The sequence below is a fragment of the Streptomyces sp. NPDC029169 genome (genome assembly GCF_055563935.1).
This window is the reverse complement of record NZ_JBVHXA010000006.1, coordinates 329,089-343,430: the sequence shown is the minus strand read 5'-3', so window position 1 is coordinate 343,430 and position 14,342 is coordinate 329,089. Positions and strand designations below refer to the sequence as shown.

Here is a 14,342-nt window from a genome sequence, read left to right as displayed (position 1 = left end):
GACTTCGGGGAAAGGGCGGGGATGACCGACGAGTTGGGGCGCCGCGGGACACGTCACGCGGTGGTCATCGGGGGAAGTCTCGCGGGCCTGCTGGCGGCGCGAGTGCTCAGCGAACACGCGGAGAGGGTCACGGTCGTCGAGCGCGACCGCTACCCGGAGGGACCGGACGCCCGACCAGGCGTCCCGCAGTCCCGGCACGTCCATGTGCTGCTCGACGCCGGACAGCAGGCGCTCGACGAACTGCTCCCCGGCTTCACGGGTGAGCTGCGCGAACTCGGCGCCCCCCGGGTGGGGATGCCCGAGGACATGGTCCAGTGGCAGAACGGGCTCTGGTTCAGCCGCCTTCCGGCCACCACGTACATCTACACGGGACCGCGGCCCCAGTTGGAGTGGCTGGTGCGCCGCCGGGTCCTCGCCGACCCCCGTATCGAGATCCTGCAGGGCACCGAGACGGTCGGCCTGGTCGGTGACGCGTCCCGCGTGCGGGGCGTCCTGGTGCGTGAGCGCGGCGCGGGGAACGAGAAGGAAGGCCGCTCCCTGGAAGCCGATCTGGTAGTCGACGCCTCGGGACGTGGCTCGCGCGCACCGGACTGGCTCGCCGCGATCGGGGCGGAGGCCCCGCATGAGGAGACGATCGACACCGGACTGGCCTACGCGACCCGGATGTACCGCGCCGACGGGGACCCGGACGTGGATGCGCTGGGCTTCAATGTCGTCCCCAATCCCGAGCAGGTGTACGGCGGCGTGGTGGTGCCCATCGGCGACGGGCGCCATCTGGTCACGCTGTCCGGACTCCGAGGCGACGAACCCCCCACCGACGAGGAGGGGTTCGAGGCGTTCGCCGCGAAGCTCCCGCACTCCATCATCAGCGACTGGATCGCGAAGGCCACCCCGGAGTCCCCGGTCCACGGCTTCCGCCAGACCGCCAACGTCCGCCGCCTGTACGACCGTCCGGGCCGCCGGCCGGCCGGGTTCCTCGCCACCGGCGACGCCCTGTGTGCCTTCAACCCGATCTACGGACAGGGCATGGCCGTCGCCGCGATGAACGCCGTCGCCCTGCGCCGGGCCCTGGCCGACCCGAAGCGGACGCCGAGTACCCGGACCGTCCAGAAGGCGCTGCTCGACTCCTCGAAGCAGGCCTGGGACATCTCGTCCGGCGCGGACAAGAACATGCCGGGGGCCATCGGCAACGCGACCGCCTCGCGCGCGGTGGACAAGCCGGTGGGCTGGTACCTGCGCCGACTTCAGCAGCGGTACGGCGGGGATCCCGTCGTGGGCGCCGCGTTCCGCTCCGTCCTGACCCTGACGGCCCCCATGACCTCGCTGTTCGCCCCGGCGGTGGCGCGTGCGGTGCTCTTCGGCCCGGTGCCGGAGACGCCGGCCGAGCCGCCGATGCGACGCGAGGGGTAGGGGGTACGACGGCGGGGGCGCGGGGACGGCTTACGACGGCGGCGCGGGCGGGGTCAGACGCCCGGCGCCGCCGTGATCACGCCCGCCGCGATCGCCGCGCCCAGCGCCGCGTAGTCGTCGGCGTTCTGGTCCGCGTAGCGGATCGCGAAGTCGGCGACGGCGCGGTCGAAGACGTCCGAGGAGCCGAGGTACGCCGCGATGGCGATGCGGTCGCCGGAGCGGGCGTGGGCGCGGGCCAGGGCCCGGCCGCAGAGACCGGCGTACTGGCGGAGCATCGCCGGGGACATGGTCTCCACGTCGGCCGAGCCCTTCATGTCGCGCAACTGGCGCCAGTAGAAGTGGCGTTTCTCGGGTCCGGTCATCCAGCCGAGGAAGATGTCGCCGGCGGCCTGCGTGAGGCGCTGCCCGCGCACGACCCGCTCCCCCTGGTGCGCGTACGCGCTCGGCGTCAGGAACGGTTCCAGGACCGAGCGGCCGGCCTCCTTGATCTGGAGGAACAACGGATCGCCGTCGTCCCGCCCTTGGAGCAGGAGGATGAAGCAGCGGGTGCCGACGCTGCCGACCCCGACGACCTTGCGGGCCGCGTCGACGAAGTGGAATCGGTCCAGGAGCAGTCGCCGCTCCTCGGCGAGCGAGCTGCGGTAGTCGTTGAAGATCTTGCCGAGGCCGACCCGGTCGATGTCGGCGGCGCGTTCGAGGAGCGGCGGGTCGTCGACGATGCGCCGGGCGCCGTGCTCGTCCACCGTGGTGAGTTTGCCGAAGGCCTGGAGGCTCGTGCGGCGGCGAGCCTGGGCGAGGCGGTTCTCGAACGTGGCGCGGCGCTTCCGGCGGACCAGCGGCGCCAGTTCGTCGGCGTCGATCCGCTCGTACCAGACGGCGAGTTCGCCGAGGCCGGCGAGGCGGCGCATGGCGGTGCGGTACGCCTCGGTGGCGACGAGGGCCGCGTGGTGGGCCTTGGCCCTGGAGGTGCCGTTCTGGAGGGAGGCGACGGCGACGCTGGCGGCGAGCCGCTTCACGTCCCACTCGAAGGGTCCCGGGAGCGTCTCGTCGAAATCGTTGACGTCGAAGAGGAGAGCCCGTTCGGGTGAGGCGTAGACGCCGAAGTTGAGCAGATGGGCGTCGCCGCAGAGCTGCACGGTGAGGCCGGTGTGGTGCCCCGCGCCGAGGTCGGCGGCCATGATCGCGGCGGCGGCGCGCAGGAAGGCGAACGGGGAGACGGCCATCCGGCCGTACCGGATCGGCACCAGTTCGGGTATCCGGTCGACTGACTCCCGTTCCAGGACGGCCAGCGGGTCCGGGCGGTGCGATGACGGTATCCAGCGGCCGTGCGAGGACCGCGGCACGATCTTGCGGGCTGCCCTGCCGGCTTCGGCCCGCTCCGCCGGTGTCGTCATCCGGCCTCACCCGCTTCTTCCGCAGCCAATTCCGGTCGACCTTCATTACAAGGTCAGACGGCGCCGCGCGCACGCCGGGGCGGTCCCGGATTCGGCCACTCCCCGTCGCCGCCTCTTCCTTAATGGTTTAGACCAATGATAGGAAGTGATCACCCCCACGGATCAGACTGTCACGCTGAGCAAAGAGAGGGGTTGGAACATGACTGAGCCCGAAACCGAGCAGGCTACGGCGGTCCCGCTCTACCTGAAGGTCGCCGCGGCGCTGCGCGGCGACCTCGCCGACCGGCGTATCGCTCCCGGCAGCCGGCTCCCGTCCGAGCGCTCCCTCGCGCACCGCTACCACGTCAACCGGCAGACCGTCCGCAGCGCGCTCCACCTGCTGCGCGAGGAGCGGCTCGTGGTCACGGACCGCCGTGGCACCTTCGCGGCGGGCACCGAGAGCGAGCCGCGCGTACCGGTCCTGACGGTGCGTCGGCAGCACTTCCCCGGCGGCACGGAGGCGGCCGACGCCCTCGTGCGCGCCTCGCTCACCTGGGAAGCGCCGCCGGGCGGTCTCGTGGGGCGGCTCGGGCTCGTGCCCGGCGAGCCGACACTTGTCCACCGGCACGTCGTCCTGTCCCCGGTCGGGACGCCCCTGCAGCGGTCGGTGTCCTGGTTCTCCCGGGCGGCGCTCGTCGAGATCCCGCAACTGGCGAAGTACCGGCGGACCAGGGGCGCCGTCCTCCAGCCGGACCTGCGGCTCCTCTACCACTGGATGCACCAGGCCGGCCTCCGGCTCACCCGGCGCGAGTCGATCGGGGTGCCGCCGGCCGCGACGGCGGGGACCGGGGGCGGTGCGCCCCGGCTGATCGTCCACCGGGTGGTGTGCGACCAGCACGGGCACGCGCTGGAGATCACGGACATCGACTGCGCGGCTCAGGGGGTGTCCTGGACCTACGAGTTCAGCAGCTGAGGAAAGGGAGATCGGATCCAATATCTTGGATCCGACATCCTGGATCCAAGATCCGATGTCCGGTATCCGTGATCCGCGATCCGCGATCCGCGATCCGCTACACGATCCCCTCCGCGATCTCCGCCTCCTCGCGGGCCGTTCCGTACGCCGACGGGGTGCCGTACGAGCGCCGCGCCACGTACCACCACACGGAGGCCAGCACGAGGACGACGGCGAGCGCGATCACCGCGTAGTTCATCGAGTCGATCGTCACCGGCGACTTCTGCGGCAGGCAGAAGAGCACGGTGACGAGGGCGACCCAGATCACCGCCGTCCAGCCGATCGGGCGGCTCCACCGGCCCAGGTTCCACGGGCCGGGGGTGAACCGCTTGCCCGCGCGCAGGCGCAGATAGATCGGGATCGCGTAGGCGGGCGTGATGCCGATGACGTTGATCGCGGTGACGGCGCCGTAGGCGGTGGCGGAGTAGAGCGACGGCACGGCGAGGAGCGCGGCGACGCCGACTGCGAGCCAGACAGCCGGAACCGGCGTCTGCGTACGGCTGCTGACCCTGCGCCAGAGCGCCGAGCCCGGCAGGGCGTTGTCCCGGCTGAAGGCGAAGACCATCCGGCTGGCGGCGGCCACCTCGGCGTTGCCGCAGAAGAGCTGGGCCACGATCACCACGAGCAGCAGCGCGGTGGCGCCGCCGGAGCCGAGTGCGTCGAGGAGGATCTGCGCCGGCGGGACGCCCGTGGCGCTGTTCTGCGTGCCCGCGTAGTCCTGGATCGCGAAGGTCAGTCCGGCGAGCAGGGCGAAACCGGCGATCCACGAGACCCAGATGGACCGCACGATGCCCTTGGCGGCGCTGACCGAGGCGTTGGACGTCTCCTCGGAGAGATGGGCGGAGGCGTCGTAGCCGGAGAAGGTGTACTGGGCGAGGAGCAGGCCGACGGCGGCGACGTAGAACGGGTTGGCCCAGCCGGTGTCGTTGACGAACTCGGTGAAGACGAACTCGGCGGACTGGTGGCGGTCGGGGATGAACGCCAGGGCGCCGACGATCACGGCCACGCCGGCGAGGTGCCACCAGACGCTGATCGAGTTCAGCACGCTGACCAGGCGGACGCCGAAGAGGTTGAGCACGGCGTGCAGGAGCAGGATGGCGAGGAAGATCAGGAAGGTCGAGCCTGCGGTGGGCACGATGCCCCACTGGAGGTTGAGGAAGGCTCCGGTGAACAGGGCGGCGCCGTAGTCGATGCCGGCGATGGCGCCGAGCAGGCCGAGGAGATTCAGCCAGCCGGTGTACCAGCCCCAGCGCCGGCCGCCCAGCCGGTCGGCCATGTAGTAGAGCGCGCCGGAGGTCGGATAGGCGCTGGTGACTTCGGCGAGCGCCAGTCCGACACAGAGCACGAACAGCCCGACGCCCGCCCAGCCCCACAGCATGACGGCGGGTCCGCCGGTGCCGAGGCCGAAGCCGTAGAGCGTCATGCAGCCGGAGAGGATGGAGATGACGGAGAAGCTGATGGCGAAGTTGCCGAAGCCGCCCATGCGGCGGGCGAGGACCGGCTGGTAGCCGAGCTCTCTCAGCCGGGCCTCGTCGTCCGGGCCGCCGGCGGGAGGCCTGCGTATCTCGTCGACGGGGACGCTGCGGGACATGCCGGTACCTCCGGTGGAGAAAGGGGGTGAGCGGGGCTGTGAGGGGACGTAGGGAACGTCAGGGGTCGAGGCAGCGGGCGCGGGCGCGCAGGAAGACCTCTTCGGCGAGGTCCCGGTCGTCCGGGCGGGCCGTGCGGTACGCCCACGGCAGCACCGTGTAGTAGGGCCCGAGTGCCTCGAAGACGCGGGCGGCGTCCGCGAAGCACTGGGCGCCGAAGAGGGCGTGCGCGAGGTGGTTGAGGTCCAGGAGTGAGGCCTCGGCGGTGGCGCAGAAGAGGAACCAGTCGTGCAGCGCGCGCTGGGCGTCACGGACGGCGTCCTCGGCGACCCAGTGCAGGTCGAGGGCGTGCTGATGGCCGCGGTCGCGTCGGTAGCGCTCGACCCGTACGTAGAGCGGCAGTGCGTGCAGCGCGGAGCCGATAGGGGCCGAACAAGACGCCCACTGGGCGTAGTTGACGGCCTCGGAGTGCGAGCCGGCGCGGCGCGCGTAGAGGAACTGCAGCATCCGGTGGTGCGCCTCGCGGTTCTGCGGGTCGCGTCTCTCGGCCTCGGCCAGGAGTCCCCAGGGGCCGGACGGGAGGAGGGGCGCCGGCGGGGCGAGGCGGTGTTCTGCCATGTGCTGCCGGTCGTCGAGCGCGGCGAGGGCGAGGAGGCAGATCCAGGGGACGGGGTCGGCGGGCGCCTGTCCGGCGGAGTCGCGGCAAGCGGTCCAGGCTTCCTGCCACAGTTCGCGGGTGCGGGGGTGGGCGCCGCGGTGGGCGCGTACGGCCCGTTCGACGGCGACACGGGTGTGCATCACGGTCGCGGGGACACTGTCCGGCTGCTCGGTCCGCCAGGCCTGGACGACGTCGCCGCCCGCGGCGACGGTGGCGAGCACTTGGGTACGCCGCGTCCAGTCGGCCCATTCGGGTGTCTCGTCGAGTAATCGGGCCATGGACACCCAGCGGCCGGTCCGCAGATCCTGGACGGCATGACGCAGGGCGTGGTCGTGGCCCGCCGGATGGTAGACGGGCCGGAAGCCGTGTCCTGCCCTCACGGAGCGGGGCGTGCGGTGGGCGACATGGGTCCTCGGTGGGTGAAGGGGGTGATCAGTCCCCGATGGGCATCCCGGCCGTTGATCGGCGATCACTATAGGGTCCGTGGAACGATCGCGATCCACTTTCGGATCTGACCGTAACTATCCGGCCACAGAGCGGATATGAGCATGCGTCACCTCATGTGCCGGGACCCGGTGGACGCGCGGCGACCCGCTTGACGGGAGGGAGCGCGTGCACCAGTCTTTCCGGTTCCGCGATCAAGGACGCTGACTCTTCGAGGACGGGAGTACGAGATGACGGGCCCGGTGCTCGCCGTCGACCAGGGAACGTCGGGGACCAAGGCGCTCGTCGTCTGCCCCGAACGGGGTGTCATCGGGACCGGTTCGGCGCCCGTGCGGCCCCGCTACCTGCCCGGCGGGCTGGTCGAGGTCGATCCGGCGGAGCTGTACGACTCCGTGGTCGCCGCGGGCCGCGCCGCGCTCGCCGAGGCGGACACCCCGGTCGCGGCCGTGGGCCTGGCCAACCAGGGGGAGACCGTCCTCGCCTGGGACCCGGCGACCGGCGCCCCGCTCACCGACGCGCTCGTCTGGCAGGACCGCCGGGCCGAGGAACTCTGCACCGAACTATCCGCTCACGCGGACGAGTTGAGGCAGTGGACCGGACTGCCGCTCGACCCCTACTTCGCCGCCCCCAAGATGGCCTGGATCCGTCGCCACCTCACCGGCGCGGGCGTCGTCACCACGAGCGACGCCTGGCTGGTGCACCGCCTCACGGGCGCGTTCGTCACCGACGCCGCGACGGCGGGCCGGACCGGCCTCCTCGACCTGGACACGGTGTCCTGGTCCGCCCCCGCCCTCGACGTCTTCGGCCTGGGCGGCGAACGGCTCCCCCGCGTGGTCGACGCCGACACGCGCGTCGGCACCACGACCGCCTTCGGCCCCGCGATCCCGCTGACCGGGCTCCTCGTGGACCAGCAGGCCGCCCTCCTCGCGCAGAGCGTCACCGCGCCTGGCTCGGCCAAGTGCACCTACGGAACAGGGGCGTTCCTGCTCGCCCAGACCGGGACGACACCGCGCCGCGGCGACTCGGGGCTCGTGAGCTGTGTGGCCTGGCGGCTCGCGGGCCGGACCAGCTACTGCCTGGACGGGCAGGTCTACACGGCCGCGTCCGCCGTGCGCTGGCTGACCGACCTCGGGGTGCTCTCGGGGGCCGGAGATCTCGACGCGGTGGGCGGGACCGTGCCGGACAGCGGCGGAGTCACCTTCGTCCCGGCCCTCGCGGGGCTCGCCGCGCCCTGGTGGCGCGGCGATGTCCGCGGCTCCCTGCACGGCCTGGGTCTGGACACGACCGGCGGGCACCTGGTCCGCGCCCTCTGCGAGGGGATCGCCGCGCAGGTCGTGGAGCTGGCCCGCGCGGCGGAGGCCGACCTCGGCCGCCCGCTCACCACCCTGCGCGTGGACGGCGGGCTCACGCGGTCCGCGCTGCTGATGCAGACCCAGGCGGATCTGCTGCAACTGCCCGTCGAGGTCTCGGCATTGCCCGACGCCACGGCGCTCGGGGTCGGCGCGGTGGCCCGGCTCGGCCTCGACCCCGGCCTCGCCGTCCACGAGGCCGTACCGGAGTGGAAGCCGTCGGCCGTCTACGAGCCGGCCGTCTCCCGCGCGGAGGCCGGCGAGCGCCTGGAGCGGTTCCGTACCGCCGTGGCGGCGCTGCTCGACGGCGCCGAGGGGGCGTCGGGCGCATGACGGCGGAGCCGCGGCCCGGGGCCGTCACCCGTGCGGGCGCGCTGCCGGACACCTCGGCGCCGGGCGCGGAGTACGACGTCGCGGTGGTCGGCGCCGGGGTCGTCGGCTGCGCGGTCGCGCGCGAGCTGGCCCGACGGCCGCTGCGTGTCGCCCTGGTCGAGGCGTCCGGCGATGTCGGCGACGGCACGTCCAAGGCCAACACCGCGATTCTGCATACCGGTTTCGACGCCGCCCCCGGTTCTCTGGAGGCGCGGTTAGTACGGGACGGTCGGCGCCTGCTCGCCGACTACGCGCAGGAGACGGGCATTCCCGTCGAGCCGGTCGGCGCGCTCCTGGTCGCCTGGGACGAGGAGCAGTCGGCCGCCCTCCCCCGCCTCGCGGACAAGGCCGTACGCAACGGCCACCGCACCACCCGGATCCTCGGCGCCGAGGAACTCCGTTCGCGGGAAGCCCACTTGGGCCCGGGCGCCCTCGGGGCCCTTGAGGTTCCGGGCGAGTCGATCATCTGCCCGTGGACGACGACACTGGCGTACGCTACCCAGGCCGTGCGCTCCGGGGTCGATCTGCATCTCAACTGCCGGGTGGAGAAGTCCGATCCGGGCGTACCGCATCGGCTGGTCACGCCGCGCGGCGTGCTGCGCGCCCGCTATGTCGTCAACGCCTGCGGGCTGTACGCCGACCGCTTCGACGCGCTGTTCGGCCGACGCGACTTCACGGTGACGCCCCGGCGCGGCCAGTTGATCGTCTTCGACACGTTCGCCCGCTCGCTCGTCCGGCACATCCTCCTTCCCGTACCCGGCGCACTCGGGAAGGGGGTGCTGGTCGCGCCGACGGTGTACGGGAACGTGCTGCTCGGCCCGACGGCCGAGAACCTCGACGACCGGACGGCCACGGGATCGACGGCCGAAGGTCTGGCGGCCCTGCGTGCCCAGGGGCGCCGCATCCTTCCCGCGCTCCTCGACGAGGAGGTCACGGCGGTCTACGCCGGGCTCCGGGCCGCGACCGAGTACGACGACTACAAGTGCATCGCTCACCCCGGGCTGCGGTACGTCACGGCGGGCGGTATCCGGTCCACCGGACTGACGGCCTCGATGGCCATCGCCGCGCACGTGGTGGAGCTGCTCGCGGAGAGCGGCCTCGTTCTAGGGGCGGAGCGGGCGCTCGCCCCGGTGCGGATGCCGAACCTCGGCGAGGGCTTCCCCCGGCCGTACCAGGACCCCGAACTCATCGCAGTACCGGCGTCTCCGTCACGGGCTGGTCGGGGCCGCTCACCGTGGACGTCACGGCCCCGACGGGTCTGGAGCGGATCACGGCGCGGGCAGTGGTCCTGGCGACCGGCGCGCGCGAACGGCCGCGCAGCGCACGGCTTGTGCCCGGGACGCGGCCGGCCGGAGTCCTGACGACCGGCGAGCTCCAGCAGTCGGTGCATCTGTACGGGGTACGGCGGGAGCGGCTCGGACGGCGTGCCGTCCTGATCGGCGCCGAGCCGGTGGCCCACCACGCGGTGCGGGCGCTCCGCCGGGCCCAGGTGGACGTGGTGGCGATGGTCACCGAACAGCCGTGCGGCCCCCGGCGGTTCGGGACCCTGCCGCCTCCGCCGCTGCTGACGGGCACGACGGTGACCGAGCTCCTTGGCCGGGGCCGGCTCGCGGGCGTCCGGGTGCGGCACGCCGACGGCCGGACGGGCACGATCCGCTGCGACACGGCCGTCTTCACGGGCGACTGGATCCCGGACCACGAACTGGCCCGTTCCGGCGGAGTTCCGCTGGACGCCGGGACCCGCGGCCCCGCGGTCGACGGCGCCTTCCGTACCGCCTCGCCGGGGATCTTCGCGGCGGGCAACGTGCTGCGTGGCGTCGAGCCGGCGGGTGCGGCGGCGGCCGAGGGGCGCGCGGCGGCCGACGCCGTACTGCGGTATCTGGCGGGTGAGCCCTGGCCGGTCGCTGCGGTGCCGTTGACGGCGGAGGAACCCGTCGGGTGGGTGGCGCCGAACCGTATCGCCGGCGGGGCCACCGCACGCGCGTTCCTGCTGCGGGTGCGGGAGCCGCTGGCGCGCCCCCTCGTGGAGGTCGTCCAGGACGGCCGAGTCCTCCATCGCGGCCGGCTGCTCGGCACGGCGTGGCCGCATCGTTCCGTGCGCGTGCCCGCCGGATGGGTGCGCGAGGTCGACCCGGCGGGCGGTCCCGTGGCGGTGCGGGTCACCGGGTGAAGCGCCAGTGGCCTGGGCCACTGGCAGATGTCCGGAACCGTTGACCGCCGGGTCACCCCGCCCCATGCTCGTCGTCATGTTCATGGCGGATCGTTCCGACGGAGATTCCGACGGAGATCCCGACGGAGATCCCGTCTTCTTCCGACACGGAGGTGTCATGGCCCGGCGCATGGTCAGATCCCTGCTCGCCACGCTCATGGTGGTGGTCGCCGCCCTCGCGGGCACGGTCGCCACATCCGGTACAGCCCACGCCGACGAGTGCTACACCTGGGGCCGCACCCTGTCCTCGGGCATGTCCGGGGCGGACGTGACACAGTTGCAGATCCGGGTCGCCGGATACCCCGGCTACGGCGCCGTGCTCGCCGTCGACGGCGACTACGGCCCCGCCACCAAGGCCGCCGTGACCCGCTTCCAGCAGGCGTACGGACTCGCCGCCGACGGCGTCGCCGGTCCCGCGACGTTCTCGAAGCTGTACGCCCTCCAGGACGCGGACTGCACGCCGATCCACTTCACGTACGCCGAGCTGAACAAGTGCAACAGCGACTACTCCGGCGGCGCCGTCAGCGCGGCCGCCGCCAAGTCCAACGCCCTGCGCGCGATGTGGAAGCTGGAGGCCATGCGCCACGCGCTGGGCGACGTACCGATCTCGGTGAGCAGCGGCTTCCGCTCGTACGCCTGCAACTCGGCGGTCGGCGGAGCCTCCGACAGCCGCCATCTGTACGGCGACGGCATCGACCTGACGGGGTCGCCGTCCCTGTGCACGCTGGCCAAGCAGGCGCGCAACCACGGCTTCAACGGGATCCTCGGCCCCGGCTACCCGGGCCACGGGGACCACACCCACATCGACACGCGCGCCTCCCGCTTCTGGTCGGCGAGTAGCTGCGGGATCTGACCCGCTCGGCGACACTGGGCGGTATGCCGGACAAGCGCAGTGCTGGGCTTCTTCTCTTCCGCGGAACGGCGGACGGTGGCTTCGAGGTGCTCATCGGCCATATGGGCGGGCCCTTCTGGTCGTCGAAGGACGTCGCGTCCTGGTCGATCCCGAAGGGCGAGTACGGCCCCGAGGAGACACCGGAGGCCGCCGCCCGCCGCGAGTTCGAGGAGGAGCTCGGTGTGCCGGCGCCGGACGGCGAGCCGATCGCGCTCGGCGAGGCGCGGCAGGCGAACGGAAAGACCGTCACGATCTGGGCGGTGGAGGGGGATCTCGACCCGACCCGGATCGTGCCGGGCACGTTCACCATGGAATGGCCGCGCGGTTCGGGCGTCCAGCAGGAGTTCCCTGAGATCGACCGGGTCGGCTGGTTCCCTCCGGAGGCGGCCGCTCCGCTGCTGGTGAAGGGGCAGCGCGTCTTCCTCGAACGGCTCGCCGCGTGGCGGGACGGGCGGGGCGAACCCTGATTGTCAGACCCGTACGAGAGGGTGGAGGTCGCCAACCTGTCGAGAGGGAGCCCGACATGACCACGATCACCGTCCGTGAGCGCGCCGCCGCCCAAGCGTACCTGCGTCTGCTGGAGTCCACCCAGGCCGTGCTGACCGATCCGCACCTCGTGCCCTACGCGGCGGCGATGCTCACCCACCCGATGGCCGAGGCCGACGAGGCGCTGCGCGCCGCGGGCCTGTCCGGGAACGAGGCGCATCTGCTGCGCCTCGTCTCGGCCCTGCGCACCTCGCCCGCGAACGACCTCGGCCGGGCGGGCTGACCGGCCGTAGAGACCGCCGCACTTCAGGCCTCGGCTACAGTGCGGCCACAGGCCGGTGCCCGTCGGCTGCGGGTTCGCTTGCTGAGCCCCCTCCGTTATTCGCTGCGGTCGGCGGGTTCGGTGACCGCGACCTCGGCGGGGCGCAGCAGATGGTGTCCGACCCGGTAACCGTGGCGCAGCACGGCGGTGCAGGTCGGCTGCTCGACGGTGTCGGACCGTTCGTGAGTGACGGCCTCGTGCCGGGCCGGGTCGAACGGCTCTCCCGGCGTCCCGACGGTCTCAAGCCCGAGACCGGCGAGATGGCTCTCCAGGACGTCGGCGACCGCCTTCAGGCCACCGGTCACTTCGCCGTGCTCCCGGGCGCGATCGATGGCGTCCAGGACGGGGAGCAGCCCGGAAAGGACATTGGCCACCGCGATCTCACGGATCGCCAGGCGGTCTCGCTGCACCCGCTTGCGGTAGTTGTCGAACTCGGCCTTCAGCCGCTGCAGGTCAGCGGTGCGCTCGGCGAGCTGCGCCTCCAGTTCGCCCACCCGTTCAGCCGCCCGGCCGGCTTCCGCCGGAGCATGCTCGGCACCGAGAAGGGTGCGCTCGTCTCCGTGCGTCGTCTCCCGCTCCGCCGCCGCCTGGTCGGGCTTCCTCGGCTGGAGGGTGACCGGATCGATGCGCCGGTTGTCCCGTATCACCACAGGTGGCGTCCGCTGCTGGGGCGGCCGGGACTCGTTCGGCCGGCTCATGCCGCGCCTCCTTCGGCCCTCTCGTCATCGACGATCTCCGCGTCGACGACGTCCTCCTCGCTCGCCGGCCTGCCCTGCGAGGCCGTAGCGGAACCGGCTTCGCTCGCGGCACCCGGTGCCTGGGCGTAGAGGGAGCTGCCGATCTTCTGCGAGGCGGCTACCGCCTTCTCCATGGCGGTACGGATCGCGGCGGTGTCCTCGCCCTTCAGCTTCTCCTTGACGTCCGCAAGAGCGGCCTCGGTCTCCGTCTTCACGTCACCGGGGATCTTGTCCGCGTTGTCGGCCAGGAGCTTCTCGGTCTGGTAGATGAACTGTTCGGCCTGGTTGCGGGTCTCGGCGGACTCGCGGCGGCGCCGGTCCTCCTCGGCGTGGGCTTCGGCGTCGCGCATCATGCGGTCGATGTCGTCCTTCGGCAGCGAGGAGCCGCCGGTGACGGTCATCTTCTACTCCTTGCCCGTGCCCAGGTCCTTCGCGGTCACGTGCATGATGCCGTTGGCGTCGATGTCGAACGCGACCTCGATCTGCGGGACACCACGCGGGGCCGGCGGCAGGCCGGTCAACCACGGAGTTGGTCGTGCCCAGGTCAATGCCTACCGCCCGTGCCATCACTCCTCCTTTCACACGTGTTCCAGATGCGCGTTTGCTCGACTGGGGGCTGCCCGAGGGGCAGCCGGGAACGGCGAGCGAGGGGGCGGGGGACGAAGAGAGGCCCGCCCCTCGACTTCGCTGCCGCTCAGGCGTTGATCTCCTTGGGTGAGCCGTTGCCGGCCCTGATCTCGATCTTCCGCGGCTTGGCCCGCTCGGCGACCGGGATGGTCAGCCGCAGCACGCCTGCTTCGTAGGAGGCGGCGATGCGGTCGGTGTCCAGCGTCTCGCCCAGGAACAGCTGCCGGCTGAAGGCTCCGGTCGGCCGTTCGGCGATCAGCACGTCGCTGTCGTCGGTGGACGCGCCGGTCCGACGCTCCGCCTTCACGGTGAGCACGTTCTGCTCGACAGCCAGGTCGATGGAGTCGGGCTCGACGCCGGGCAGGTCCATCTCGACGACGAAGGCGTCGCCGTCACGGAAGGCGTCCATCGGAATCGCCGCGGGCCTCGTCTCGGTGCCGAACACCCGCTGCGTCAGCCGGTCGAGCTCGCGGAAGGGGTCAGTTCGCATGAGCATCCTGTTCGCTCCTTTCCCATCGGTTCGGGGATGACCATGGCGATACCATCTATATAACTCGCTGCAAGAAACTTGACAAGATCCCGCTCAAGGCTGTTCGAGGCCGCCCCTCGGCCGATGGTGTGACGTAGGTCATTGGTGAATGGCGACACCTATGTCGACCATTAGGGGCAATTCCGCAGGATCGGCCCACTATGAAGAGCGGTCCCCATGAGCAACCACGTACACGTCCGCATCAGCCGGGGCATGGCCGTTTCGGGGGAAGGCGAGCTGGTCGAACAATTCGACTGCCGGTGCGGAGCCACCTGGACCAAGACGTACCAGGTGCAGGGCCCAGAACTCTCTGCAGAAGACGCCGACTGATCC

At 71.9% G+C, this 14,342-nt stretch carries 14 protein-coding genes and 1 pseudogene; 9 read left to right on the top strand and 6 right to left on the bottom strand.

Translation table 11 applies throughout. From position 1 onward, the window contains the following. Positions 1-21 precede the first annotated feature (21 nt). Complete coding sequence (locus ACZ4VI_RS14750) at positions 22-1,410, top strand: FAD-dependent oxidoreductase (protein ID WP_467999587.1); 1,389 nt, start codon at positions 22-24, stop codon at positions 1,408-1,410. A 53-nt stretch (positions 1,411-1,463) separates the two neighbouring features. Here ACZ4VI_RS14750 and ACZ4VI_RS14745 read toward each other — a convergent pair whose 3' ends face one another. Beyond that, a complete protein-coding gene (locus ACZ4VI_RS14745; RefSeq protein WP_467999586.1) occupies positions 1,464-2,804 on the bottom strand; it encodes a DUF2252 domain-containing protein in 1,341 nt (446 codons plus the stop codon). Positions 2,805-3,003: 199 nt separating this feature from the next. On the opposite strand from ACZ4VI_RS14745, the gene ACZ4VI_RS14740 reads away from it, so the two are divergent. Continuing rightward, positions 3,004-3,756, top strand: coding sequence for a GntR family transcriptional regulator (locus ACZ4VI_RS14740; RefSeq protein ID WP_467999585.1), 753 nt, complete (start codon positions 3,004-3,006; stop codon positions 3,754-3,756). A gap of 97 nt (positions 3,757-3,853) precedes the next feature. Here ACZ4VI_RS14740 and ACZ4VI_RS14735 read toward each other — a convergent pair whose 3' ends face one another. Together ACZ4VI_RS14735 and ACZ4VI_RS14730 are read right to left on the bottom strand one after the other, a co-directional pair. After that, positions 3,854-5,386: an amino acid permease gene (locus ACZ4VI_RS14735; protein ID WP_467999584.1), complete on the bottom strand. Its 1,533-nt coding sequence runs from the start codon at positions 5,384-5,386 to the stop codon at positions 3,854-3,856. 58 nt (positions 5,387-5,444) lie between these two features. Further along, on the bottom strand, positions 5,445-6,422 hold the full coding sequence (locus ACZ4VI_RS14730; RefSeq protein WP_467999583.1) for a hypothetical protein: 978 nt from the start codon (positions 6,420-6,422) through the stop codon (positions 5,445-5,447). 294 nt (positions 6,423-6,716) lie between these two features. Here ACZ4VI_RS14730 and ACZ4VI_RS14725 point away from each other — a divergent pair, with 294 nt between their 5' ends. The 6 genes from ACZ4VI_RS14725 (at position 6,717) to ACZ4VI_RS14700 (ending at position 12,077) form a co-directional block, all read left to right on the top strand. Next, entirely contained in the window at positions 6,717-8,168 is a 1,452-nt protein-coding gene (locus ACZ4VI_RS14725) for an FGGY family carbohydrate kinase (RefSeq protein ID WP_467999582.1), read from the top strand. Continuing rightward, positions 8,165-9,568, top strand: a complete 1,404-nt coding sequence (locus tag ACZ4VI_RS14720) for an NAD(P)/FAD-dependent oxidoreductase (RefSeq protein ID WP_467999581.1) — start codon at positions 8,165-8,167, stop codon at positions 9,566-9,568. Before ACZ4VI_RS14725 ends, ACZ4VI_RS14720 begins: the two co-directional genes overlap by 4 nt. Beyond that, a complete protein-coding gene (locus ACZ4VI_RS14715) occupies positions 9,538-10,377 on the top strand; it encodes an FAD-dependent oxidoreductase (RefSeq protein ID WP_467999580.1) in 840 nt (279 codons plus the stop codon). The genes ACZ4VI_RS14720 and ACZ4VI_RS14715 overlap by 31 nt, the downstream gene beginning before the upstream one ends. A gap of 157 nt (positions 10,378-10,534) precedes the next feature. Beyond that, positions 10,535-11,269, top strand: a complete 735-nt coding sequence (locus ACZ4VI_RS14710) for a D-Ala-D-Ala carboxypeptidase family metallohydrolase (RefSeq protein ID WP_467999579.1) — start codon at positions 10,535-10,537, stop codon at positions 11,267-11,269. A 23-nt stretch (positions 11,270-11,292) separates the two neighbouring features. Continuing rightward, entirely contained in the window at positions 11,293-11,775 is a 483-nt protein-coding gene (locus ACZ4VI_RS14705; RefSeq protein ID WP_467999578.1) for an NUDIX hydrolase, read from the top strand. A gap of 56 nt (positions 11,776-11,831) precedes the next feature. Next, positions 11,832-12,077 (top strand): hypothetical protein, encoded by a 246-nt coding sequence (locus tag ACZ4VI_RS14700; RefSeq protein WP_467999577.1) that lies wholly within the window; start codon positions 11,832-11,834, stop codon positions 12,075-12,077. A 95-nt stretch (positions 12,078-12,172) separates the two neighbouring features. Here ACZ4VI_RS14700 and grpE read toward each other — a convergent pair whose 3' ends face one another. From grpE to ACZ4VI_RS14685, 3 genes and pseudogenes are all read right to left on the bottom strand, one after another. Continuing rightward, complete coding sequence (gene grpE, locus ACZ4VI_RS14695) at positions 12,173-12,814, bottom strand: nucleotide exchange factor GrpE (protein ID WP_467999576.1); 642 nt, start codon at positions 12,812-12,814, stop codon at positions 12,173-12,175. Beyond that, a pseudogene (locus ACZ4VI_RS14690) lies at positions 12,811-13,374 on the bottom strand (Hsp70 family protein); the annotation flags it as partial. The pseudogene ACZ4VI_RS14690 and the gene grpE, both read right to left, overlap by 4 nt. Positions 13,375-13,547: 173 nt before the next feature. After that, positions 13,548-13,976, bottom strand: coding sequence for an Hsp20/alpha crystallin family protein (locus tag ACZ4VI_RS14685; protein ID WP_467999575.1), 429 nt, complete (start codon positions 13,974-13,976; stop codon positions 13,548-13,550). Positions 13,977-14,186: 210 nt separating this feature from the next. Here ACZ4VI_RS14685 and ACZ4VI_RS14680 point away from each other — a divergent pair, with 210 nt between their 5' ends. Next, positions 14,187-14,339, top strand: a complete 153-nt coding sequence (locus tag ACZ4VI_RS14680; RefSeq protein WP_467999574.1) for a hypothetical protein — start codon at positions 14,187-14,189, stop codon at positions 14,337-14,339. Positions 14,340-14,342: the final 3 nt, after the last annotated feature.